General features: G+C 68.4%; 16 protein-coding genes. 13 read left to right on the forward strand and 3 right to left on the reverse strand.

The window, feature by feature from the left end:
- A partial coding sequence (locus EOE66_RS12400) for a two-partner secretion domain-containing protein (protein WP_164885085.1) occupies positions 1-6,286 on the reverse strand: 6,286 nt, incomplete at its 3' end.
- 34 nt (positions 6,287-6,320) lie between these two features.
- A complete protein-coding gene (locus EOE66_RS12405; RefSeq protein ID WP_128229030.1) occupies positions 6,321-8,117 on the reverse strand; it encodes a ShlB/FhaC/HecB family hemolysin secretion/activation protein in 1,797 nt (598 codons plus the stop codon).
- Between the two features lie 366 nt (positions 8,118-8,483).
- Between EOE66_RS12405 and tssA the strand changes: the two genes are divergently transcribed.
- The 13 genes from tssA (at position 8,484) to EOE66_RS12470 (ending at position 22,339) form a co-directional block, all read left to right on the forward strand.
- Complete coding sequence (gene tssA / locus EOE66_RS12410) at positions 8,484-9,539, forward strand: type VI secretion system protein TssA (protein ID WP_128229031.1); 1,056 nt, start codon at positions 8,484-8,486, stop codon at positions 9,537-9,539.
- A gap of 67 nt (positions 9,540-9,606) precedes the next feature.
- Complete coding sequence (gene tssB, locus EOE66_RS12415) at positions 9,607-10,107, forward strand: type VI secretion system contractile sheath small subunit (RefSeq protein ID WP_210214356.1); 501 nt, start codon at positions 9,607-9,609, stop codon at positions 10,105-10,107.
- A gap of 44 nt (positions 10,108-10,151) precedes the next feature.
- Positions 10,152-11,642, forward strand: a complete 1,491-nt coding sequence (gene tssC, locus EOE66_RS12420) for a type VI secretion system contractile sheath large subunit (RefSeq protein ID WP_128229032.1) — start codon at positions 10,152-10,154, stop codon at positions 11,640-11,642.
- Positions 11,643-11,761: 119 nt separating this feature from the next.
- Entirely contained in the window at positions 11,762-12,250 is a 489-nt protein-coding gene (locus EOE66_RS12425; RefSeq protein ID WP_128229033.1) for an Hcp family type VI secretion system effector, read from the forward strand.
- A 96-nt stretch (positions 12,251-12,346) separates the two neighbouring features.
- The gene (locus EOE66_RS12430; RefSeq protein ID WP_128229034.1) at positions 12,347-12,844 is read left to right on the forward strand and encodes an Hcp family type VI secretion system effector; all 498 of its coding nucleotides are present in this window, start codon (positions 12,347-12,349) and stop codon (positions 12,842-12,844) included.
- A gap of 40 nt (positions 12,845-12,884) precedes the next feature.
- Complete coding sequence (locus EOE66_RS12435; protein WP_128229035.1) at positions 12,885-13,709, forward strand: type VI secretion system accessory protein TagJ; 825 nt, start codon at positions 12,885-12,887, stop codon at positions 13,707-13,709.
- Positions 13,710-13,737: 28 nt separating this feature from the next.
- Positions 13,738-14,241, forward strand: coding sequence for a type VI secretion system baseplate subunit TssE (gene tssE, locus EOE66_RS12440; RefSeq protein WP_128229036.1), 504 nt, complete (start codon positions 13,738-13,740; stop codon positions 14,239-14,241).
- 9 nt (positions 14,242-14,250) lie between these two features.
- Positions 14,251-16,125: a type VI secretion system baseplate subunit TssF gene (tssF, locus tag EOE66_RS12445; protein WP_128229037.1), complete on the forward strand. Its 1,875-nt coding sequence runs from the start codon at positions 14,251-14,253 to the stop codon at positions 16,123-16,125.
- Positions 16,122-17,210: a type VI secretion system baseplate subunit TssG gene (gene tssG, locus EOE66_RS12450; protein WP_128229038.1), complete on the forward strand. Its 1,089-nt coding sequence runs from the start codon at positions 16,122-16,124 to the stop codon at positions 17,208-17,210. The genes tssF and tssG overlap by 4 nt, the downstream gene beginning before the upstream one ends.
- Positions 17,211-17,277: 67 nt before the next feature.
- A complete protein-coding gene (tssH, locus tag EOE66_RS12455) occupies positions 17,278-19,995 on the forward strand; it encodes a type VI secretion system ATPase TssH (protein ID WP_128229039.1) in 2,718 nt (905 codons plus the stop codon).
- A 12-nt stretch (positions 19,996-20,007) separates the two neighbouring features.
- Positions 20,008-21,117 (forward strand): PI-PLC domain-containing protein, encoded by a 1,110-nt coding sequence (locus EOE66_RS12460; protein WP_128229040.1) that lies wholly within the window; start codon positions 20,008-20,010, stop codon positions 21,115-21,117.
- A 232-nt stretch (positions 21,118-21,349) separates the two neighbouring features.
- Entirely contained in the window at positions 21,350-21,766 is a 417-nt protein-coding gene (locus tag EOE66_RS21955) for a hypothetical protein (RefSeq protein ID WP_205702693.1), read from the forward strand.
- 3 nt (positions 21,767-21,769) lie between these two features.
- Complete coding sequence (locus EOE66_RS12470; protein WP_128229041.1) at positions 21,770-22,339, forward strand: DUF4123 domain-containing protein; 570 nt, start codon at positions 21,770-21,772, stop codon at positions 22,337-22,339.
- On the opposite strand, the gene EOE66_RS12475 is transcribed toward EOE66_RS12470, so the two are convergent.
- Positions 22,325-23,776 carry a type VI secretion system contractile sheath domain-containing protein gene (locus EOE66_RS12475; protein ID WP_128229042.1) on the reverse strand — a complete coding sequence of 484 codons (1,452 nt, stop codon included), beginning with the start codon at positions 23,774-23,776 and terminating at the stop codon, positions 22,325-22,327. The two genes, EOE66_RS12470 and EOE66_RS12475, sit on opposite strands and share 15 nt — an antisense overlap.
- Positions 23,777-24,008 lie beyond the last annotated feature (232 nt).

A 24,008-nucleotide genomic window follows, 5' to 3' on the forward strand; every position in this document is an offset into this window, starting at 1 on the left:
CGTTGACGGCCGGGGCCAGCACCGCGCCGGCGGCCACGCTGACGTTGGCGGTGTCGGCGATGCGGTCGTTCGTTGCGGCCAGCGTGAGCGTGCCGTTGTTGACCGCCAGCGTGGTGACGGTGGCGCTGCCGTTGAGCGTGCTGTTGCCGGTGACGTTGAGCGTGTTGGCGCTGACGTTGGCGGAGAGCACGCCGCCGCTGCTCAGGGTGATGGGCGTGGCGCTGGTCAGCGTCAAGCCGCTGCCGGCCAGCGTGCCCCCGGCGCTCAGGCTGTTGACCGATTCGTCGGCACCCAGCGTGAGCGTGCCGCCCGTGACGATGACGACGTCGGCCCCCGCGGCCAGACGCGGGCCGCCCGTGATGCCGAGGCTGCCCGTGCCCGCCACCGTGAGGGTGCCCCCGCCCTTGGCGGCGGCCAGCGTGGCGGCGCCGTTCACGGTCATCGGGCCCGCGCCCAGCGCCGCCTGCACGAGCGCGCCGGCGTTCAATGTGTAGCTGTTCGCCGTCAACGAACCGCTGCCGTTGAGCGTGCCGTTCAGCGTGAGGCTGGCAATGCTTTCGGTGTTGTCGATGGTCAGCGTGCGCGATGCGGCCACGTTCACGGCCGTGTTCGTGCCCAGACCGGCGGCGCCCGAGGCCACCGTGACGTTGCCGCCGGTGAGCTCGAGGTTGTCCAGGGCCATGCTGCCGGTGATGTTCAGCGCGGCGCTGTTCGTGTTGCGCAAGGTGCCGGCGCCCGCGTAGTTGCCGGCCAGCGTGACGCTGGCGACGTTGTCTCGGTTGTAGGACAGCACCGCGCCGCCCTGCACGGTGATCGTGCCGCCGGCGCTCAGGCTGCCGTTGTCGCCGTTGACCGATCCGACCGTCAGCACGCCGCTCTGCACGTCCACGGTGGACGTGATGGTCACGTTGCCGGTGATGCGCACCGCGCCGTTGGTGATCAGCGAGGCCGGCGATTCGTTGGTGGTGCCCTGCACGTCCCCGTCTTCGAGCACCAGCACGCCCGTGATCAGCCGACCCGGCCCGGCGACGGTGCCGCTGCCGGTCTTGCTGGCCACCACCTCGTCCTGCGGCAGCGAGAGCGTGCCCCCGTTGCGGATGTTGACCGACATGGTGTCGATCAGCCGATCGGCGGTGTTGCCCAGCGTGAGCGTGGCCGGGCTGTTGATGCGCACCGAACTGGTTTCGGCGCGGCCGTTCAGCGTGGCGTCGCCGGTCACGAGCAACTGCCCGCCTGCCAGGGTGCTGCCGAGCGCGATGGTGCCCGCCGACATCGTCGTGCCGGTGGTGGCCGTGAGCGTGAAGTTGCCCTGCAGCGTGCCCGCAAGGTTCAGCTGGTCGATGGTCTCGCTGCGTGCCAGCACCAGCGTGGCGCCGCTGGCCACGGTGACGTCGCGGGCATCGGCGATGGCACCGGACGCACCCAGGGTGAGCTGCGCGCTCGAGGCGATGCTCACTGGCGCGTTGAGGCTGCCGTTGAGCGTGGCCGTGGCGCTGGCCGGGATGTTGGCGGCATTGGCCGTGAGCGTGCCGCTACCGGCCAGGGTGCCGCTGAGGTTCAGCGTGGTCACGGTGTGCCCGGCCGCGCCCATCGTGAACAGCCCGCCGCTGTTGACGTTGATGGTGGTCTGGTCGCTCAGCACGCTGCCTGCGGTGAGCGTGAGGCTGCCGCTGCCGGCGCTCTCCAGCACGCGCAGGCCCGCGATGTTCTTGTCCAGCGTGAAGACCCCGCTGCCCGCCTGGCGCAGCGTGCGGGCACCCGAACCGGCGTCGCCGATGTTGTTGCCGCCGCCCAGCAGGGCAGAGGCCAGCACGTCGGTGTCGCGGTCGATCACCAGCGTGCCGCCGAGCGTGAGCGTGCCGCTCACCGGCATGGCGCCGCCGGCCGGACCGCTGCCGCCAAGCGTGAGCGTGACACCGTTGGCCACAGTGGCGTTGTTCGCGACGTTGACCGTGGTCTCGATGCGGGGCGTGCTGCCGCTCTGCGTGGCGTTGAAGGTCTGCACGCTCAGGGCGTTGGCACCGCTGACCGTGCCGCGCAGTGCCAGGGTGTCGACACTGGCCGTGCCACCCATGGACAGGGTGGCCCCGCTGGCCACGGTGAGCGTGGAAGCCGTCGGCAGCAGGCCGTTGGCATCCAGCGCCAGGGTGCCGCTGTTGACGTTGATGCCGCCGATCCCGTTGAGCGCCTGCTGCAGCGTCACCGTGCCCGGCCCCGCCACGTTGACGGTGGTGCCGCCGAGGCGGGCGTTGACCACGGCGCCGCCTTGCAGGTTGTGGGTGGTGGCGTTCAGCGTGCGGGTGGCGCCGCCCGTGAGCGTGCCCCCCAGGTTCAGCACCTGCACGGTGTCGCTGCTGGCGCCCAGGTTCAGCGTGGCGGTGGCGGGTACCGCCACGGTGGCGCCGGCCGCGAGATTGGCATTGCTGCCCAGTTGCAAGGTGCGCCCTGCTGCCACCGACACGCTGGTGGCGTTGACCGTGCTGTCGATCGTCGCGTTGCCCTGCACGTCGATGCTGCCGGTGCCCAGGCCACCGTTGACCTGCGCCCCTGCGTTCAGCGTGTAGGTGGTGGCCGTCAAGACCCCCGTGGCGCTGCCCAGCGTGCCGCCGAGCGTGAGCGTGTTCACCGCCTCGGCGTTGTTGCCCAGTGTGAAGCTGGCGCCGTTGGACACACTGAGGGCCAGACCCGAGCCCAGTTGCGCCGCGCCGCCGGCCAGCGCGATGCTGCCGCCGGTGGCGTTCAGGGCGCTGAGGCTGGCGGCATTGCCGTTGATCGTCAAGGCGCCGCTGCTGACGCCGATGCTGCCGGTGCCGGCCACGGTGCCCAGCGCGAAGGGCCCGGTGCCGTTGTAGGCCAGCGCGCCCGTGCCGGTGAGCGTGACGGTGCCGGTGGGCGCGAAGTTGCCGGTGGTGCCGCTGCCCACCGTCAGCACGCCCCCCGTGGCCACGCCACTGGTGCCGGTGACGTTGACGGTCGTTGTCAGCAGCGAGTTGCCGCTGCTCAGCAGATTGCCCGCCACCGTCAGCGCGCCGTTGCCCGTCACCGTGGCACCAGTGAGCGTGAGGTCGTTGATGGTCTCCGCGCTGTTGCCCAGCGTCAGCGTGGTGCCGGCGGCGAGGCTCAGGTTGGCGCCGTTGTTGATGCGCGTGGCCAGGTTGTCGGCCAGGGTGAGGCTGCCGCCGTTGACCGCCACCGAGGCAACGTTCGGCAGCGTGCCGTCCAGTGTGACCGTGCCCAGGCTGACCTGCACGCTGCCCGCGCCCGCCACCGTGCCGAGGCTCACCGCACCCGTGCGGTTGATGGCCAGCGTGGCGCCGGCGGCCACGGTCAGGTTGCCGCTGGGCGTGAGTGCGCCGGCTGCGCCGCCGTTGCCGATCGTGAGGCTGCCCGAGTTGATGTCGACATCCACGGCCGACACCGCGGCCTGCAGCACCGAGGCGCCGGTGCTGACGATGTTGCCGGTGACGGTGAGCGCTGCGTCCACCGTGCCCGCCGTGAGCGTCGCGCTGCTGGTGGTGAGCGTGCCGGCGCCTGTGAGCGTGCCGGCGAGCGCGAGGCTGTTGACGGCATCGTTGGCCGCCAGTGAGAGGCTGCCGCCCGCATTGACGGTGACATCGGCCCCGGCCGCCAGATCGCCCGTGGCGCCGCGCGTGAGGGTGGCGCCGCCTTGCACCGTGATGGTTCCGGCGGCGCTGGCCGCGTTCAGCGTGGCATTGCCCTGGACGATCAAGGTGCCCGCGTCGAGCGGGGCATTGACCGTGGCGCCCGCCTGCAGGTTGTAGGTGCCCGCCTTGAGCGTCTGCGCCGAGGCGGTGAGGGTGCCGCCGAGCGTGAGCGTGCCCACCTCCTGGTTGGCATCGCCCAGCGTCAGCGTGCCGCCCGTGGCGACGCTCAGGGTGGCGCTGGTGTTGATGCGGTTGACCGCGCCGTTGGCGTACTGCAGCGTGGCGCCGTTCAGCACGTTCACGTTGGAGACGCTGGGCAGCGTGGCGGTCAGCCGCAAGGTGCCGCCGTCCACCCGCACCGTGCCCGAGCCGCCCACTGCGCCGAGATCGGTGCTGCCGCTGCGGTTGAAGGCCAGTGTGGCCGCGTTGGCCACGGCCACGCTGGTCGTGGCCGTCAGGCTGCCGGCAGCGCCGCCGTTGCCCACCAGCAAGGTGCCGCTGTTGACGAGGATGTTGTCGGCGGTCACCGCGGCCAGCACCGTGCTGGTACCCGGGCCGGCCACGGTGACATCGCCGCTGGCGGTGAGCGCGGTGCTGACCGTGCTGCCCCCAGCGAGCGCCGCGCTGCCGGTGCTGAGCACCGTGTTGCCGGCCAACGTGCCCGCCAGCGCCAGCGAACTCACCGTGTTGGCGCCGTTGTTCGTGAGCGTGCCACCGGCTTCCACCGACACCACCGCCCCCGCCGCCAGCGTCGTGGCGGGGATGGTGAGCGAACCCGTGGGCTTCACCGCCACGGCGGAAGTGCCCAGCGCTGCGCCCAGGGCCCACGTGCTGGCGCCATTGACATCGAGCGCCCCGGTGAGCGCCAGGCTTCCTGCGGTGAGGTTGCCCGCCACCGTGTGCACCCCCGTGCCGACACGCGTGAGCGTGAGGGTGCCGGTGACGTTGATCGCGGCATTCACAGCCACCGCGCCCGTGGTGGTGCCGCCAGTGGCCCCGGCGTCGCTGGCCGAAAGCGTGAGCGCGCCACCGAGCGTGATGGGCTGGCCGACGGTGATGTTGTTGCCCGCCTGCAGCGTCAGGCTGTTGGCGCCTGCCGCAGTGATGGGCGCGTTGACGCTGATGTTCTGGTTGGCCTGCAGCACCACGTTGCCCAGGCCCAGCTGCGTCTGTACCGCCGTGGCGGTGATCCGGCTGTTGTCCCCCGGGGCGGCAAACAACAGACTGAGGGCCGTGAGATCGTTGGTGGCTGGGCTGGCGCTGCCGTCGATGTCAGGGCTGTCGGCCGCGATCTCGAGGTTGGTCGGGTCCAGCAGCAGCAGGCCTGTCAGGCCCAGCGGCGCACTGCGGTCGGAGCTGCCGCGGAAGTCGAGGTGGTGCTTACCCGAGACTTCCACCAGGCCGCCGTTGCCGCCTGTGAGGCCACCGCGCGCGTCGGCCGCGCCGAAGAAGCGCGTGGCATCGTCCGACCACACGATGAGTTCGCCGCCATCGCCTTGCTGCAGGGCGTTGGCCGAGAGCCGCGCGCCACGCGCCACGTTCACCATCGAGGCGTTGCGCACGCTGTCGTCGCGCCCCTGGAAGCCGCCGCCCACCCGCAGGCGGCCGCCGCCTGCTTCACCCGAGGTATCCAGGCGCGCACTGTCCGTGAGCAGGATCTTGTCGCCCTGCACGAGCACGTCGCCGCCTCGGCCCTGGCTGCCGGTGGCATCGACCGTGCCACCGATGCGGGTGACACCCGAGGCACCGCCGTCGACGACCACGCGCCCCATCAAGGCACCCAGCGAGCGTGCCTGCACCACGCCGTCGAGGTTGAGCACCGTATCGGCAAAGCCGGCCCGGGCCGCGGCACGGAACTCGGCGCTGCCACCGTCGGCGCGCACGCCGCCCAGCACCTCAAGACGCGTGTCGAGGGCGTCGTTCCTGACGTTGAAGAAGACGAGGCCGTCGCCTTCCACGTCGACCAGCACTTCGCTGGCGGCGGCCAGGGCCACGCGGCGGGCTTCGATCTGCCCCGTGTGGAAGAGCCTCGGCGCCACGAGCGCCACCGTGCCGTCGATGGCGGTGATCTGGCCTTCGCTGCGCAGTTCGCCGGCGCCGCCGGCGCCCATGCCCAGCTGCAGGCGGCCCGAAGACAGCGCGTCTTCGCTCAATGTCAGCGTGCTGGCCACGAGGCCGCCCACGTCCACGCGCGAGTTGGCGCCGAAGACGATGCCGCGCGGGTTGATCAGCCACACGCTGCCGTTGCTTTGCAGCGCGCCGTAGATCTGCGAAGGGTTGTCACCCAGCACGCGGTTCAGCAGCACCGAACTGCGGTCGGGTTGCACCACCTGCACACGCTCACCGGCGGCGATGGAGAAGCTGGTCCAGTCGAGCCCAGCGCGGGCCGTGCTCTGGTGAATCAGCATCTGCCCGGCGGCCGGCGTCTGCACGGTCACCTGGCCGTGGGTGGGCGTGGCGCCTTCTGGCAGCGCGAAACCCAGCGGCGAGGCTCCCAGCAGGCACACGGCCAGGCTGACCGGGCGGAGCGCGTGTCGACCCGGCAGGCGGCGCGCCACCGACCCGTGCACGGGCTGCTGTTGACGGGCTGAAGCAAGGGTCTGCAGGCGGACGACGCTCATCGGTGGGCCTTGAAGGTTGGGCCTGGGCTTGCGCTCAGTTGAAGAGCATGGTGGCCTGCACATAGGCCCGCAACTTGTCGATCTTTTCACCGCTGCGCGTGCTGCCACCGGTGGGCTGCGCCACCGAGAAGCGCAAGGCGTAGCCGGCCGGGCGCACCCAGCTCAGGCCGAAGCCGACGCCGCTGAAGACGCCGCTGTTCTTCGCCACGTTGGTCTCCGTCACCACGCGCTGGCGGTACCGGTACTGCACGTAGCCGCCGTCGACGAAGAGGCTGAAGACCATCTCACGCGCCGTGCGGCCGAACCAGCTTTCGGGCGGCAGCAGCCGCAGTTCCAGGCTGGTGACGACGCCGATGTCGCCGGTGCCTTCGCCCGTGGAGAAGGCGCGCACGCCATCGGGCCCGCCCAGGCGGAACTGCTCGGTCGTGTCGAGGTTGTTGGCGGCGTACTGGCCGCGCACGTTCAGGTAGACCAGCGCGCGCCCGGTGATCCAGTCCTGCAGGCGCGACGCGCCGTAGGTCAGCTTGGTGTAGCGGTCGTCATCGTCCAGCGCCGGGTTGCGGCCTTCGGGGTACTTGAGCTGGCCGCTGCTCAGGTTGAGTTCGAAGGTGTTGACGGCGCCCCCGAGCAGGCTGTCGCGGAAGTCGCCGGTGAGGCCCAGGCCGATCGCGTCCACGGTCTTGCGCGCCTGCCCGCCCACCTGACCCTGGCGGTCGGTGTAGGCCTTGTGCTCCAGCGAGGCCAAGGTGAAGAGGTTGAGGTTGCGCGAACGCACGACCGGGTACAAGGCGAAGGCGTTGAAGGTGGACGCCGTGCCGTTCAGGTCGAGCGGGAAGGCATCCTTGTCGAGCTGGTAGCGCACCGCCGACAGGGAAACACCGGCCTTGAAGCCGTCGCTGCCGATGGGGGTGTTGTAGCCCAGCAGTGCGAACCCCAGGCCGCCGGTGGTGCTGACCAGCACGTTGCCGGTGATGCCGTCGCCGCGCCCGAATGGGCTGTTCATCTGCGCCAGCCCACCGAGACGGAACTCGCCGAGCGCCTTGGCGCCGTTGGCATCGAGATCGATCTTGCCCGTGTAGACCTTCTCGGGGCTGGGCGTCACCACCAGCGTGGCCGTGCCGGGCACCGACCCGGCCCGCACCTCGAAGCGGGCGGTCATGCCGCGCAAGTCGTTGACGAGAAACACCACGCGCTCGACGTCACGTACCTTGAGCACCGAACCGGGCTTCAGGCGCGCCAGGTAGGCCTCGACCACCTCGCGGTCGACGGCGATGCCGCTGCGCCAGTTCAGGACCACGCGGTCGAGCCGACCCTCGAGCACGGCGATGCGGATGGTGCTGCCCCCCGGCGCACCTTGCGGCGATTGCTCGGGGATGTAGGCGTAGCCCAGGTAGTAGCCCAGGTCCCGCTGCAGGAAGCGGGTGACCTCTGCTGCGGCGTTCACGAGATCTTCGAAGCTGCGCTGCTTGCCGATGAAGGAGGCGGTCAGCCGCGGCAGCGCAGCGCGCAATTCCGCGGGTGCTGTCTCGTCGACGCTGTAGGCGGCGACGTCGAGTCGCAGGTCGTCGTCAGGCTTGCCCAGTTCGCGCGGCGGGGTGGGGTTGGCGGGCAGGGTGGCCTGGTTCGCGGGCGGGGCAACGGGGGGGGCCAGCTCTGAGCTGGGCGGAACGATGCTCGGCGTGCGCACCGGTGCCGTCGGTGCAGCGGGCGCCGGGGTCTGGGCCCAGCTGGTGCCGGCCATGCCCATGCTGAGGGCCGAGAACAGCGCGAGCAGGATGCGCCGATGGATGCGCCCCCGCTCGGCCTTGGCTGGGGGGGAGACGGCCTGCATGCCTTGCAAGGCTCGCGTCGAGGGCGTCTGCAACCCTGCGCCGAGCCCGCGGCTGCCTTTGTGGATCCCCATCGCGGCCTCGTTTCCTGTGCTCCACCAGAGGCGGCGGATGCTAACGCGCGGCCTGCGTGCATGCCATCGCATCGGCTCCCCCGGTCTGGGGACGGGGGCGGGTCGTTTTGGTCGCAAGATCACGTCATGCACCCCGCTGCCCGCTCTGTATTGAATTGAAGCCGCTGGTTCCTCCGGGCTTGCTAGGGGTTTGCAGCGAGCGCGCTTCACGCCACACTCAGGGCCCCGGGCTTCGCGCTGTCGGGCGCCGTTCGGATTGGCGTCCGCCCTTGCACGCCAGCATCCCCGACGAAGATGAGCGACATCGAAGACCTCCAGGCCAGCGTGGCCGCATGGCTGCAGCCCCTGTCCGACGACGAGGCCCCGTGTGGCCCCGATCTGGAATACGACAACGACTTCCTGGCGCTCTCGCAGGCTGTTGCGGGGAAACCCGAATCGCAGTTCGGCCCTGCCGAACCCCCAGACTGGCGCAAGGCCGAAGAGGTAGCCGCGGGCCTGATGGAGCGCACTCGCGACCTGCGCGTGGCGATCGAATGGGGGCGCAGCGTCTTGAACCTGCGCGGTTTCGCGGCCCTGCGGCCGGTGATGAGCCTGATCAACGGCCTGGTCGAGAACCATTGGGATCACGTGCATCCCATGCCCGACCCTGACGACGGTGACCCGTATGGCCGCGTCAACGCGCTGACCTTGCTGCGTGAGTCGGCCGGCCTGCTCGGCGCGGTGCGTGATGCGCGCGTGGTCGAAGACCGGTCCATCGGCCTGCTGCTCATGCGTGACATCGAGGCCGCGCTCGGCCTGGCGGCGGTCAGTCCTGGTCACAGCGAAATGAGCAAGGACCAGGTGGCGCGCATGCTGAGCGCTGCCTTGGAGAAGACACCCAGCCTGCGGCCCTGCCTGCAGGAGGCGGTGGATCTCGTTCGGCAGTGCATCGCGCTGGTGAACGATCGCCTGGGCAGCGATGCGCCCGATCTGCGTCCGGTCTATGCGCTGATCAATGGCGCTGCCGGTCTTCTCCCCGCCGAGGCCGAGGCCTTCGAGGGTGGCGACGAAGGCGAGGGCGAAGCTGACGGCGGGGGTGGCGGTGGTGGTGCCCGTGCGGGTGGGCGCGGCCTTTCAGGCAGCGTCACCTCGCGAGAGGAGGCCATGCGCGCCATCGACCTCGTCATCGCCTACCTCGAGCGAGCCGAACCCACCAACCCGGCGCCGCTGTTCCTGCGCCGAGCGCGGCAGCTCGTGAGCCACAACTTCCTGCAGTTGATGAAGGTGCTCGCGCCCGACGCGTTGGCGGAAGTCGCGCGCGTGGTCGGTGTCGACCCTGATTCTGTGGAAGACCCCGACGCGCCCACTTGACGAACGAAGCCACATAGAAGAAAACCTGCGGGTCTTTTGTCCTACCCCCCCGCCGCACAGGAGCCTCTTGATGAGCAGCAGCCAGAAATTCATCGCCCGCAACCGCGCACCGCGGGTCCAGATCGAATACGACGTCGAGGTCTACGGGGCCGAGAAGAAGGTGCAACTCCCGTTCGTCATGGGTGTGCTGGCCGACCTGTCGGGCAAGCCTGCCGATCCGCTGGCGCCTGTGGCGGATCGCAAGTTCCTCGAAGTGGATGTCGACAATTTCGACGCCCGCATGAAAGCCATGAAGCCGCGGGTGGCCTTTCCGGTCCCCAACGCCCTGACGGGCGAGGGCAACCTCAGCGTCGACATCACCTTCGAGAGCATGGACGATTTTTCGCCCGACGCCGTGGCGCGCAAGGTCGACTCGCTGAACAAGCTGCTCGAAGCCCGCCAGCAACTGCAGAACCTTGTCACCTACATGGATGGCAAGGGCGGCGCTGAAGAACTGATCGGCAAGCTGATGAACGACCCGGCCTTGCTAGGCGCCCTGGCCACCTCGGCCAAGCCTGCAGACGCCTGAGCCCGCGCCCACCCATAACTCCAAACGTTGACGAGGAGCCATTCATGGCCGAAACCCAAGCCTCAGCAGCCCTGGCGGGCGTGACGATGGAAGGCAGTGACCTGGCGTCACTGCTGCAGAAAGAGTTCAAGCCCAAGTCGGACGACGCCAAGAGCGCGGTCGAGCAGGCCGTGCAGACCCTGGCCCAGCAGGCCCTGGCGCAGACGCAGTTGATCGGCAGCGATGTCGTCGCCTCCATCGAGGCCATGATCGCGGCGATTGACAAGAAGCTGTCGGACCAGATCAACCTGATCCTGCACCACGAAGACTTCCAGAAGCTCGAAGGCGCCTGGCGTGGTCTGCACTACATGGTGAACAACACCGAGACCGACGAGCAGTTGAAGATCCGCGTCATGAACGTGTCCAAGCAAGAGCTTGGCAAGACGCTCAAGCGCTACAAGGGCACCAGTTGGGACCAGAGCCCGATCTTCAAGAAGATCTACGCTGAAGAATTCAGCCAGTTTGGTGGTGAGCCTTTTGGTTGCCTGGTGGGTGACTACCACTTCGACCAGAGCGCCCCCGACGTGGAACTGCTGGCCGAGATGGCCAAGATCGCAGCCGCCTCGCATGCGCCCTTCATCACGGGTGCCGCGCCCACGCTGATGCAGATGGACAGCTGGCAGGAGCTGGCCAACCCGCGCGACCTCACCAAGATCTTCACCACGCCCGAGTACGCGGCCTGGCGCTCCTTGCGTGAATCGGAAGACAGCAAGTACATCGGCCTGGCCATGCCGCGCTTTCTCTCGCGCATGCCTTACGGCAGCAAGACCAACCCGGTGGAAGCCTTCAATTTCGAGGAAGACACGGGCTCGGCCGACCACGGCAAGTACACCTGGGCCAACGCGGCCTATGCCATGGCGACGAACATCAACCGGTCCTTCAAGGAATACGGCTGGTGCACGCGCATCCGCGGCATCGAGAGCGGCGGTGCCGTGCAGAACCTGCCGACCCACAGCTTCCCCACCGATGACGGCGGCGTGGACATGAAGTGCCCCACCGAGATCGCCATCGAAGACCGCCGCGAGGCCGAACTCGCTAAGAACGGCTTCATGCCGCTGGTGCACCGCAAGAACAGCGACTTCGCGGCCTTCATTGGCGCGCAGAGCCTGCACAAGCCGGCTGAGTACGACGACCCCGATGCCACCGCCAACGCCAACCTGGCGGCACGCCTGCCCTACCTGTTCGCCACCTGCCGCTTTGCGCACTACCTGAAGTGCATCGTGCGCGACAAGATCGGCTCGTTCAAGGAGCGCAGCGACGTCGAGCGTTGGCTGGGCGGCTGGATCGCGCAGTACGTGGACGGCGACCCCGCGCGTTCCTCCGAGGCCTACAAGGCCACCCACCCGCTGGCTGCTGCCGAGGTGGTGGTGGAAGAAGACCCCGCCAACCCGGGCTACTACAGCTCGAAGTTCTTCCTGCGGCCGCACTACCAGCTGGAAGGCCTCACGGTTTCCTTGCGATTGGTTTCGAAGCTCCCCTCGGCGAAGGCTGGCTGAGCGAACGGAACCCGGGCAACCTTTCATTTCCTTCACTGGCTGCGCAGCGGAGGGCGCCCGGATGGCCGGGCGTTGATCGCAGTGTGAACAGCCCGTCTTCGGGCATATAGGAGAGCACCATGGCTGTAGACATGTACCTCAAGATCGAGACGATCGATGGGGAGACCACCGACAAGGAAATGTCGGCCAAGAAGGCCATCGACATCCTGGCCTGGAGCTGGGGCGTGTCGAACTCCGGCACCACGCACATGGGTGGTGGCGGCGGCAGCGGCAAGGCCAACTTCCAGGACATCAACTGCACGAAGTACATCGATGCCTCGTCGCACGCGCTGTTGGGCGCCTGCGCCACTGGCGAGCACTTCACCAAGGCCGTGCTGACCGTCCGCAAGGCCGGCAAGACTCAGCAGCCCTACGTCACCATCACCATGGAAGAAGTGATGGTCGTGGCGTGCAGCACGGGCGGCTCGGGCGGTGAAGACCGCCTGACCGAGAACGTGACGCTGAACTTCGCCAAAGTGAAGTTCGAGTACTTCCAGCAGGACGAGAAGGGTGTCGTGAGCAAGACCGCCAAGGCCATGACTTACGACATCGCGGCGAACTCCGTCTGACGAGTCGCTGCCCTGAAGCTCTGAATGAAGACGGGTCCGGCGAGGGTGGCCACATGCCTCCCTCGCCGGCTACCCCTCAGACCCTGAGAGAGTGAAATGGCTCGTTCCGACATGTTCCTGAAGGCCACCGGGCAGCGCACCGGTGCGATCGTCGGCGAGGCCAACGACAAGAGCTTTCTCAACCAGATCGACATCGTCGATTGGTCATGGGGCATGAGTGCCCCGTCCACCACCAGCGGACAGCGCACTGGGCGCGTGTCGCTCCACGAACTGAAGGTCGTCAAGCGGGTGGACAAATCGTCCACGGCGCTCATGTCGGTGATGAACACCAACGACGTGCTGTCCAGCGTTGAATTGGCGGTGCGCAAGTCGGGTGGTGCCGGTCAGTCCCTGGTGTACTTCGTGCTGAAGCTCACCGGAGCGCGAGTGAACGCCTACGACGTGAGTTCCTCCATGGGGGAGGACGGCAGCCCCGTGCTGATGGAGCACCTGAGCCTGTCCTTCAAGTCGATCACCATCGATTACACGCCGCAGGCCAGTACCGGCGGTGCGGTGGGAACCTCCAGCTTCACGGGCACGGCCGGTCCGGAGTGACCGGGCTGCTGGCACCTTCTCTTTTTCCACTGGAGCCCGCATGGCCCAACCGAGTGCTGCCGAACTGGCCCTGAAGGAAGGCGACGTCCCCCGTGCGCTGAAGTTGCTGACCGAGCAAGTGCGGGCTAAGCCGCAAGACGCCAAGCTGCGCGTGTTCATGTTCCAGTTGCTGTGCGTCCTGGGCCACTGGGACCGGGCCTTGAACCAGCTGAACGTGGCTTTCGAACTCGATGCGAGCACTTTGCCGATGGTGCAAACCTACCGCGAGGCGATCGCCTGCGAAACCTTGCGGCTGCAGGTGTTCGCGGGCCAGAAGGTGCCGATGCTCTTCGGCGAGCCTGAGCCCTGGATCGCCCTGCTCATCGAAGCCCTGTTGCGCGAGGGCCGCCATGAGCCCGAAGCAGCGCGCCAGCTGCGTGAGCAGGCCCTGGAGCAGGCTCCCACCACATCCGGTCAGATCGATGGCCAGCCCTTCAGCTGGATCGCTGACGCCGACGGAAGGCTCGGCCCTACCGTGGAGGCCGTCATCAACGGCCGCTACTACTGGCTGCCCTGGAGCCGCCTCAGCAAGGTGGAGATCGATCCCCCGCAAGACCTGCGCGACGCGATCTGGATGCCTGCCCACTTCCAGTTCACCAATGGCGGCGAAGTGGTGGGTCTGATCCCGACGCGCTACCCCGACACCGCCTTGGCTGCCGGCGATGCGCTGGCGCTTTCTCGCCGCACCGATTGGCGCGACAACGGCACGGGCGTGTATGTGGGCCTCGGGCAGCGCCTGCTGGTCACCGATCAGGCCGAAGTGGGTCTGATGGACGTCCGCACCGTGACGCTCGACGAGGCTTCCGCAGAAGCTGCGGCGGCCTGAGTCGCAAGGCCTCGCCGCCTGGCCCGGCATGTCCACCCTGCGCGTCCAAGATCGCCTGCAGCCCGCGCTGCTCGACCGTCTGACCGACGACGATGTCGAGGCGAAATCCGAGTCGGCGGAATCGCGCGTCATCAACCGCGCGCGCCTGCGTGAACTCGTTCTGCGTGACCTGGCGTGGCTGTTCAATGCAACGTCCCCCGGTCTCATCGACTGGTCGCGAGCGCCCCACGCCCGCAACTCGGTGCTGAACTACGGCTTGCCCCCCCTCTCGGGGCAGACCGCGAGCACGATCGACCCCCTGGTGCTCGCCGCGCGTGTCAAGCAGGCCATCCTGGACCACGAGCCCCGCATCCTGCCTGCGTCTCTGTCGGTGGAGGTCGTTCTCTCTGAGGCGCAGATGGACCATCACAACCAGATCGGTTTCCGCATCTCGGGCCAGCTCTGGGCCCAGCCAGTGCCCCTGGAATTGCTGCTGCACACCGACATCGACCTCGAGACCGGCCGCGTGGCCGTGCGCGAACTGAACCGCTGAGCCCCCACGATGGACCCGCGTCTGCTGCGCTACTACAACGAGGAACTGCGCCACCTGCGCGAGATGGGCGGTGAGTTCGCGCAGCAGTTTCCGAAGATCGCCTCGCGGCTGGGCGTCGAAGCGCTGGAAGTCACCGACCCCTACGTCGAGCGCCTGCTCGAAGGCTTCGCTTTCCTGGCCGGCCGCATCCAGCTGAAGCTGGATGCCGAGTTCCCGCGGTTCACGCAGCGGCTGCTGGAGATCGTCTACCCGCAGTTCCTGGCGCCCACGCCGTCGATGCTGATCGCGCAGATGCAGCCCGATCTGGGCGACCCGAGTCTCGCGGGCGGCTTGAAGCTGGCGCGCGGCAGCACCATGAACAGCCTGCCCGGCAAGGCCGGTGCCACCACCTGCGAGTTCCGAACCGCTTGCGAACTCACGATGTGGCCGCTCGAGCTGACGCAGGTGGAGTACTTCACCCACGCCGCCGACCTGCCCATGGCTGCCGTGCCTGAGTGGCGAAAGTACCGCTCCGGCCTGCGCCTTCGCCTGCGCACCACGGCGGGCGTCGACTTCTCCCAGTTGGCGCTGGAAGACCTGCGCCTGCACTGCGCCGGCATCGACGACGTGGCCTACCGCCTGCACGAGTTGGCCTGCGGCCACACGATGGGGGTGCTGGTGCTGCCCACGCGCCGGCCGGCGGCGTGGCATGAGGCGCTGGATGGCGAGATCGTCGAAGCAGTCGGCTATGCCGATGACGAAGCCCTGCTGCCCGAGACCCTGCAGGGCCTGCAGGGCTACCGCCTGCTGCAGGAGTACTTCGCCTTTCCGCAGCGCTTCCTGTTCTTCGATCTGCGCAACCTCGGGCCGGCACTGCGCGCTCACGCGGGCACCGAGGTCGACATCGTGCTGCTGTTCTCGCGCATCGACAACGCCCTGCTGCAGGCGGTGGATGCCGGCAGCCTGGCGCTGCATTGCGTGCCGGCCATCAACCTGCTGGACAAGCGGTGCGACCGCATCCACGTCTCCGCCGACAGCGCCGAGTTCCACGTTGTGCCCGACCGCACGCGACCCATGGACTTCGAGGTGCACAGCGTGCAGGAAGTGCTCGGCTATGGCACCGGGGTCAACAGCGAATGGCGTTTCCTGCCCTTCTACAACGCCTTCCACGCCGAAGACCGCCAGCACAAGGCCTACTACACCGTGCAGCGCGAGCCCAGGCTGATGTCGCAGGTGCAGCAGCGCGAAGGGCCCCGCACTTCCTACATCGGCACCGAGCTCTACCTGTCGCTGGTGGACGCCCACGAGACGCCTTTCCCGGCCGAACTGCGGCAACTCGGTGTGCGCGCCTTGTGCACCAACCGCGATCTGCCAGTGCTCATGCCGCTGGGTGGTGCCAAGGGCGACCTCACACTCACGCAGACGGCGCCGGTCAAGAGCATCACGGTCATCAAGGGCCCTTCGCGCCCGCAGTCGGCCTTGCGAGAAGGCAGCGTGGCCTGGAAGCTCATCAACCAGCTCTCGCTGAACCACCTGTCGCTGAGTGACGGCGACGCGGAGCAAGGTGCCGCCGCGTTGCGCCAGATCCTGCGCCTTTACGCGCAGAGCGGTGATGCCGGGGCCCAGCGACAGATCGACGGTGTGCGCTCCGTGCGGATGCAGCAGGTGGTGCGCAGGCTGCCGATGCCGGGGCCCATCACCTTCGGCCGGGGGGTGGAGGTGAAGATCGAGGTGGACGACCTCTCCTTCGAAGGCGCCAGTGCTTTCCTGCTGGGCTGCGTGCTGGAGCGTTTCGTCGCGCGCCACGTCTCGATGAACGGGTTCACCCAGTTGCGCCTGCATTCCACGGGTCGCGGCGACATCCTGGTCGGGCAGCCCCAGTGCGGGCTGCGGCCCATCGCATGAGCCGGCCCGAAGACACCGGCGCCGGCGCAGAGCCGGGTGGGGGCCTGCCGGCGCAGGCGCTGCAGCAGCGCCGTGCCGCGGCCTTGCAGGCCCTGAGCGAGGCGCCGCACCGCCACGATTTCTTCCACACCCTGCGCCTGATCGACGCGCTGCACCCCGGTCAGCCCCGGCTGGGCACGGCGCGGCGGCCTGTCGACGAGCCGGTGCGCCTGGGGCAGGCGGCAGACCTCTCTTTTGCGCCTTCCAGCCTGTCGCGCGTCGACCTGAACGACCGCAGCGGCAAGCCGCGTATCGAGGTGCGTTTCTTTGGTCTCTTCGGCCCCAACGGTCCGCTGCCGTTGCACTTGACGGCCTACGCGCGCGAGCGCCGCATGCACAAGGGCGACGAGACCTTTGGTCGTTTCGCGGACTGGTTCCACCACCGCCTGCTGCTGCTGTTCTATCGCGCGTGGTCGCAGGCGCAGCCGGCCGTCAGCATGGATCGGCCCGGAGAAGACCGCTTCGCCGACTACATCGGCTCGCTGATGGGCACCGGCGGGCCGGAATGGCGCGGCCGCGACGCGGCCCCCGATCACGCACGCCTGGCCTTCGCTGGCCTGTTGTCGCGCCAGGTGCGCAACGCCGACGGGCTGGCGCAACTGCTGGGGGGCTTTCTGGGCATGAAGGTGCGCATCGAGCAGTTCACAGGCCGCTGGATGCCCCTGCCGCCGGCCGAGCGCACGCGCATCGGCCGTCGTGCCGCCTCACGCCGCATGTCCACCTCGCAGCTGGGCGCCAGCGCGGTGCTGGGGGGCGCGGTCTTCGACAGGCAGCACCACTTCCGCATCCACATCGGGCCCTTGTCCTTGCCGGCCTTCGAGGCGCTCTTGCCCGTGGGCAGCGCATGGCCTGCAGTGCGGGCGCTGGTGCGCCAGTACGTGGGCGACGAATTTGGCTGGGACCTTCGGCTCGTGTTGCGGTCCGAAGAGCGCCCGCCTTGCCGCCCAGGGCTGCAAGGCCGCCTTGGCTGGACCACCTGGCTGGGCGCGCCGCCGCGAGGCCAGCCGCCTACCCTCAACCTCGTTCCGAACCTGGCCGGCCCTTGAGGCCGCGCTGGCGCCGTTTCCGCTCGAAACCAAAGCACCCGTCAGTACCCGTCAAGAAGGAAGCAACATGGCAGAGATCAACCGCGTCACACTCTTCGGCAAGCTCAACGCACCCACGTACAAGGCGGTGGAGGGCGCCACGGTGTTCTGCAAGCTGCGCGGCAACCCCTACGTGGAGCTGGAACACTTCCTGGCGCAACTGCTGCAGTCGCAAGACAGCGACTGGCATCGCGTCATCAAGCACACGCAGCTCGACATGTCGGCCCTGGCCAAAGACCTGACGGCCGCGCTCGACCGCCTGCCGCGCGGCGCCACCAGCATCAGCGGCATCGCCGAGAACATCGCCGACGCCATCGAGCGCGGCTGGGTCTATGGCACGCTGCTCTACGGCGACAACGTCGTGCGCAGCGGCTACATGCTCATCGGCATGCTGAAGACCAAGAACCTGCGCAATGCGCTGGTGGCCATCAGCCGGCAGTTCGAGAAGCTCAAGGTCGATGATCTCTCCGACCAGTTGGCCAAGATCATCGGCGGCAGCCCCGAAGACGGGCAAGGTGCCAGCGATGGTTCCGGTGGCGCGGGCGGTGCGGCCCCGGGTGAAGCCAGTGGCGCCATCGCGCCCGCGGCCATGGGCAAGCAAGAGGCGCTGAAGAAGTTCACGGTGGACCTCACCGCGCAGGCGCGTGACGGCAAGATGGACCCCATCGTCGGCCGCGACGACGAGATCCGCCAGGTCGTCGACATCCTGATGCGCCGCCGCCAGAACAACCCCATCCTGGTGGGCGAGGCCGGTGTCGGCAAGACGGCCGTGGTGGAAGGCTTCGCGCAGCGCATCGCGCGCGGCGACGTGCCGCCGAGCCTGAAAGAGGTGGAACTGCGCGCGCTCGATGTCGGCCTGCTGCAGGCCGGTGCCAGCATGAAGGGCGAGTTCGAACAACGCCTGCGCAGCGTCATCGATGAAGTGCAGGCCAGCGCCAAGCCCATCATCCTTTTCATCGACGAGACCCACACGCTGGTGGGAGCCGGCGGCGCGGCCGGCACGGGCGACGCGGCCAACCTGCTGAAGCCCGCCCTGGCGCGCGGCACGCTGCGCACCATCGGTGCCACCACCTTCGCCGAGTACAAGAAGCACATCGAGAAAGACCCGGCGCTCACCCGCCGCTTCCAGACCGTGCAGGTCGACGAGCCCGACGAGCCCAAGGCCATCCTGATGATGCGCGGCGTGGCCAGCACGATGGAGAAGCACCACAAGGTGCAGATCCTCGACGAGGCGCTGGAGGCGGCCGTGAAGCTGAGCCACCGCTACATCCCGGCGCGCCAGCTGCCCGACAAGAGCGTGAGCCTGCTCGACACCGCCTGCGCGCGCGTGGCCGTGAGCCTGCACGCCACGCCGGCCGAGGTGGACGATTGCCGCAAGCGCATCGAGGCGCTGGAGACCGAGCTGCAGATCATCGGCCGTGAGAAGGCCATCGGTGTGGACATCGGCAAGCGCGAAGTGGAAGCCAGCGAGCTGCTGGCGACCGAGCGCGCGCGCCTGGCCGCGCTGGACGCCCGCTGGGCCGAAGAGAAGACGCTGGTGGACGAACTGCTGGCCTTGCGCGCCAAGCTGCGCGCCGGCATCCAGCCGGTTGAAGGCACGGGCAGCAACCTGGAGGCCGAAGCCAATGCGGCGGTGACCCCGCCCATGACCGACGGCGAGCGTGCCGACCTGCAGGCCCAGCTGCGCGCCGTGCAGGAAAAGCTGGCCACGCTGCAGGGCGAAAGTCCGCTGATCCTGCCCACCGTCGACTACCAGGCCGTGGCCGCCGTGGTGGGCGACTGGACGGGCATCCCCGTGGGCCGCATGGCGCGCAACGAGATCGAGACCATCCTGAAGGTCGCCGACCACCTGGCGCAGCGCGTCATCGGCCAAGACCACGCGATGGAGATGATCGCCAAGCGCATCCAGACCAGCCGCGCCGGCCTGGACAACCCGAGCAAGCCCATTGGCGTGTTCATGCTCGCGGGTACCTCGGGCGTGGGCAAGACCGAAACGGCGCTGGCCCTGGCCGAGGCCATGTATGGCGGTGAGCAGAACGTCATCACCATCAACATGAGCGAGTACCAGGAAGCGCACACCGTGAGCACGCTCAAGGGCGCCCCCCCGGGCTATGTGGGTTACGGCGAGGGCGGCGTGCTGACGGAAGCCGTGCGCCGCAAGCCCTACAGCGTGGTGCTGCTCGACGAGGTGGAAAAGGCCCACCCCGACGTGCACGAGATGTTCTTCCAGGTCTTCGACAAGGGCTTCATGGAAGACGGCGAAGGCCGCTTCATCGACTTCAAGAACACGCTGATCCTGTTGACCACCAACGCCGGCACCGACCTGATCGCCAGCCTGTGCAAAGACCCCGAGCTGATGCCCGACCCCGAGGGCATGGCCAAGGCGCTGCGCGAGCCCCTGCTGAAGATCTTCCCGCCCGCGCTGCTGGGGCGCCTGGTCACCATCCCGTACTACCCGCTGTCCGACGAGATGCTGGGCAAGATCGTGAAGCTGCAGCTCAACCGCATCAAGAAACGGGTGGAAGCGCGCTACAAGATTCCGTTCGAGTATGGCGAAGACGTCGTCAAGCTCGTCGTGAGCCGCTGCACCGAGAGCGAATCGGGGGGGCGGATGATCGACGCGATCCTGACCAACACGATGCTGCCGGACATCAGCCGCGAGTTCCTGACAAGGATGATGGAAGGGCAGGCCATCGAGCGTGTGCAGGTCGGTGTGGCCGACGGCGGTTTCACGTACCTTTTCTGAGCGGAGAAGACCATGGTTAAGTACCGGACCAAGCTGGGCGAGGCCAAGCGAATCAGCGAGATCGTCTTCGCGGGCAGCCATGATGCGTCGATCACCAGCGGCTCATCGAACGCGCAAACACAATCTCTGGACATTGCGCTTCAGGCCAAGGCCGGCGTTCGGCTCTTCGACCTGCGCATCGCCGCAAAACGCCATGGCGACGGCTCCGCGTCGCTCGTCGGTTACCACGGCAGTGCATTCAGCGACAAGAAGCAGACCCTGACGAGCAAGGTCAGCGGCTCCGTTCATCAACTGGAGACCAGCAAGCGGATCATGGGCGAGTTCGGCCTCAAGCTGTCGGACATGCTGCGTGACGCCAAAGTCTTCGTCGAAACGACGGGCGAGTTCCTGATCTTCAAGTTCGACAAGTGCACGAACTACAAGTTGATCGCCGAGTACTGCATCACGATCCTGGGCGACAACATCTACAAGGCCGCAGACAACGCCGAGTTCTCGAAGCAGACGCTGGGCGATCTCTCGAAGAAGGTGGTGTGTGTGTTCAGCGAGAAGGGTTTGCCAGAGATGGCCCCGCTGACGCATCGCGACGGCATCCTGGGTTTCAAGAGCCTGCGCGGAGAGAAGAACAGCGTCGGCAGGTACGACGCCACCTACCCGGGCCTGCAGTACTACGGCAAGGGGGGCACGGCGGCCTGGAAGATCTGGAAGTCGAATTCGGCCAAGATCAAGGAGAACGAGGACAAGCAGCGCAAGATGTTGCTGGCCATGGCCCGCCAGGAAGACGACTGGGCGGCAGATGTGCTCGGCATGATGTACTGGACATCGACAGGTTCGGTGTCGAGCATTGCCGATCGCAACAAGCAGATGTGGGGCGACAGCGGTGTGTCCCGCATGCACGAGCTCTGGGCCGAAGGGCTGGAGGCCTCTATCTCAACGCAGATGGAGCGCGATCGCATCAAGGCCCTGGAGTTCGGTGGCAAACGTCGCGTGAAGGCCTATTTCCCGAACATCATCATGATCGACTTCGCGGACGCCGGGAAGTGCAAGTCCATCATCGAGCTGAACGACGTCGTCGACTATCGCCTTGCCAAGGCCTACGACAAGTACGTCAGCGCACGCGGCTGACGCACACGGCTGTCGCACGGGCTGCCACGGCCGATGAACCGCCGGGCCCTCCTCGCCGCGGTTGAGCCGATCTGGACGCGCCTTTCGCCGCGATCTGGCCGACCGGTTCTGGCCCCGGCCACGGCCGGTTCGATGCGCCCCATCCTGTGGGTGCCCTGATGGGCCATCGCGTTCTGCGCGGCCATCACGGTGCCTGGAAGGCGCTGGCGGCAGTCCTGATACCCTTTTGAACATGACCCCTGTAATCCCCACCCCGGCCGCTGCAGGTCATGAAGCCGTCATGGCCCGGGTGCGCCAGCAGGTGCAGCAGGCCTTCCCGGGCGAGCTCTGGTGGCATTGCGACGACCACCAGGTGCTGACGGGCGCCAGCTTGCTGGCTCACCGCCATGCCACGCCCGGTGCTGCAGCCGGCCTCCAGATGCGCCGCCTGGCCCCGACGCAGCCTGCGCCGGCGCCGGCTGCGTCGCCGCCGGCACCGGCGCCCAGCCCGGCAGCAGCATCCCGGGTTGCCGCCCCGGCAGCGGCGCCCGCTGCGGGCACCTTCGAGCTGGATGTTGACGTGGCCGCCATGGTGGCGGTGTTGCAGCAGGCTGCGCGCGACGGCGTGCCCTTCTGCGAGGAATGCGTCCGGGCGGCGCAAGAGGCCTGAGGCGTGACGGTCGTCGGCGCTTCTGAACGCCAGCAAGCGCTGTGGCCCGCGCCCGCGGCTTCCCGCGCGGGCAGCGTGTGGGCCGTGCTCGACTGCGCGCGTGAGCCCGCGGTGTACGGCGCGCTCATCGAATCACGGCTGGAGTTCCGCAGCCTCTACAGCGGCTCCGTGCCTCGCGCCCTGGAGATGAACGCACCGCAGCTGGTGGAGCTGTTGCCAGGGCACAGGCTCGCCGAACGCCTGCTGGGCACAGCCTGGGGGCGGGCCTGGGGCATCTTCCTGCGCATCGACGATGCCGCCAACCTGCGTCACCACCTTCGCAAGTTTCTGAAGGTGCGTGACGAGCAGGGGCGCCGGCTGCTTTTCCGCTACTACGACCCGCGCGTGCTGCGCAGCTACCTGCCCACCTGCACGCCTGAAGAGCTGGCCCAGGTGTTCGGACCCATCCACAGCTTCGTGATGGAAGACGCCGAGGGCGCCTGCCTCGAGTTCACCCTCGCGGCCGGCCAATTGCGCCGGCGGGTGCTTGTGGCCGCCGCAGCGCCGGCAGACTTGTCCTCAGCGGCGGGCTGAACCCACGGGCAGAGGCTGCGCCGGTTCGGCAATGCTCTGGAAGCGCATCACCGTCACCGCGTTGCGGTGCTTGTGGCTCAGCACCGGCATGAGGCCGGCGCCCAGCAGGGCCTGCCCGGCCTGCTCGCCCAGGTAGGCCTCGGCGCAAGCCTGCATCTCGGGCTCGCCGTCCTGCGTGTAGTGGTAGGCCGGCAGGTCGCCGATCTCGCGCTCATCGCCGGGCTCGAACTGCCAGCCTTTCTGTGTGTAGGCGCGGCCCAGCAAAAGCGCCACCGCCAGCGAGCCCGGGCCCCACAGCAGCGCCTCGTGCACCGGGCTGCCACCCGGGAACTCTTCGAAGGCAAAGGCGCTGCAGGGGTCGCTGCGTTGGCCGTAAGGCAGGCGGAGCAACACCCTTGGCGCCGCCAAACCCAGCCAGGGAGCGGCTTCGCTACGGCGCAGGGTGGCCCAGCCAGTCAGCGCGGCGGGCTCGGCCAGCGCGAGAGCCGTGTCTGCCCCGGCGAGCCAAGGGCCGCCACTCTGGCTGGCGATCAGGCCCAGGGCCGCTATCAGGCCGATGTCGGCATCGGCGGGACCGAAGTGCTGCAGGCCGGCGATGACTGTCCAGCCCTGCGCCCCCGGCTGATTGCGCCAACGGTCGGCCAAGGCGCGGTGCAGGCCGGTCTCGGTCAAGCGCCCTTGGCTGGCCACGATGTCTGCGGTGAGTTCCTCGCGCGAGGCATCCAAGAGGTGCAGTTCCAGTGTCTCGTCGAGTTCCAGGCTGGAGATGAGCCACTGCACGCCGCGCCACGCCGATTCCAGCGCCTGGAAAGCCGGCGCGTGGAGCACCGCGCGCATCTCGGCGGCCGTGGCCTTGTCGACCGAGGCCACCAGCGTGGCCTGTTCCTGGCGGTGGTCAGGCTGGATGTGGGGGGCGATCACGCTGCGGATGAAGGCGTCGACACCCGCTGCACCGGCCGCTGCCGGCGATGGCGCTGCGGTGGGCGTGGACGCCAGCCCCGCCGGCCGGCCGCCCAGCAGGCCGGCCAGCAGGCTGCCGCTGTCGGCAGCGGGCGGCGCCGCCGCAGGCGCCGGCGCCGCGCTGCCCAGTTCGGCGGCGGCCTGCGCGAACTGCGCGGGGTCCATCAGGCGGCGCCTCATCTGACGCAAGGACGCAAACACCGGCAGGCGGGCGAACAATGCGTCGGGATGGAAATCATCGAGCGACTCGAAGCCGATCTCGCCGCCGCCGATGGCCAGCCGGGGAGCCAGCTTCTGCATCACGGCATCGAGCGTGTCGACGTCGATGCGGTGCGTGGGGCGTTCGGCCAAGGGGCGCTTCTCGCTGCCCGGCCGGGCGCTGAAGTCGCCGACCACCAGCACCCTCATCGGGCTGCCGTCGTTGCGGGCATGCCCGCGAGGCTGGGGCGAAAAATCGAACTGCAGGCGTCCAGGCATCGGGGGCTCCGTGAGGCGGGTGCTGGGGAGGAAACGGCAGCCCGCCGGCTAGGGGGCAACGCAGCTTGCCGCTGTGGGTACTTTGCTTCAGAGTCCGCTCCCGACGCAACCGCTTTCCGCATGACGCCTCCCCTGCCTCCGCACGCAGCGCCCGCTCACCCCGGGGCTGGGGGCCGCCGCTATAGTCGATCGCAGGTGGGCCGGGACGAGGCCCTGCGCAGCGCCTCGCTGC

Origin of the sequence: Rubrivivax rivuli (assembly GCF_004016505.1) — a bacterium.
In the GTDB taxonomy this organism is placed as follows: Bacteria; Pseudomonadota; Gammaproteobacteria; order Burkholderiales; family Burkholderiaceae_C; genus Rubrivivax; species Rubrivivax rivuli.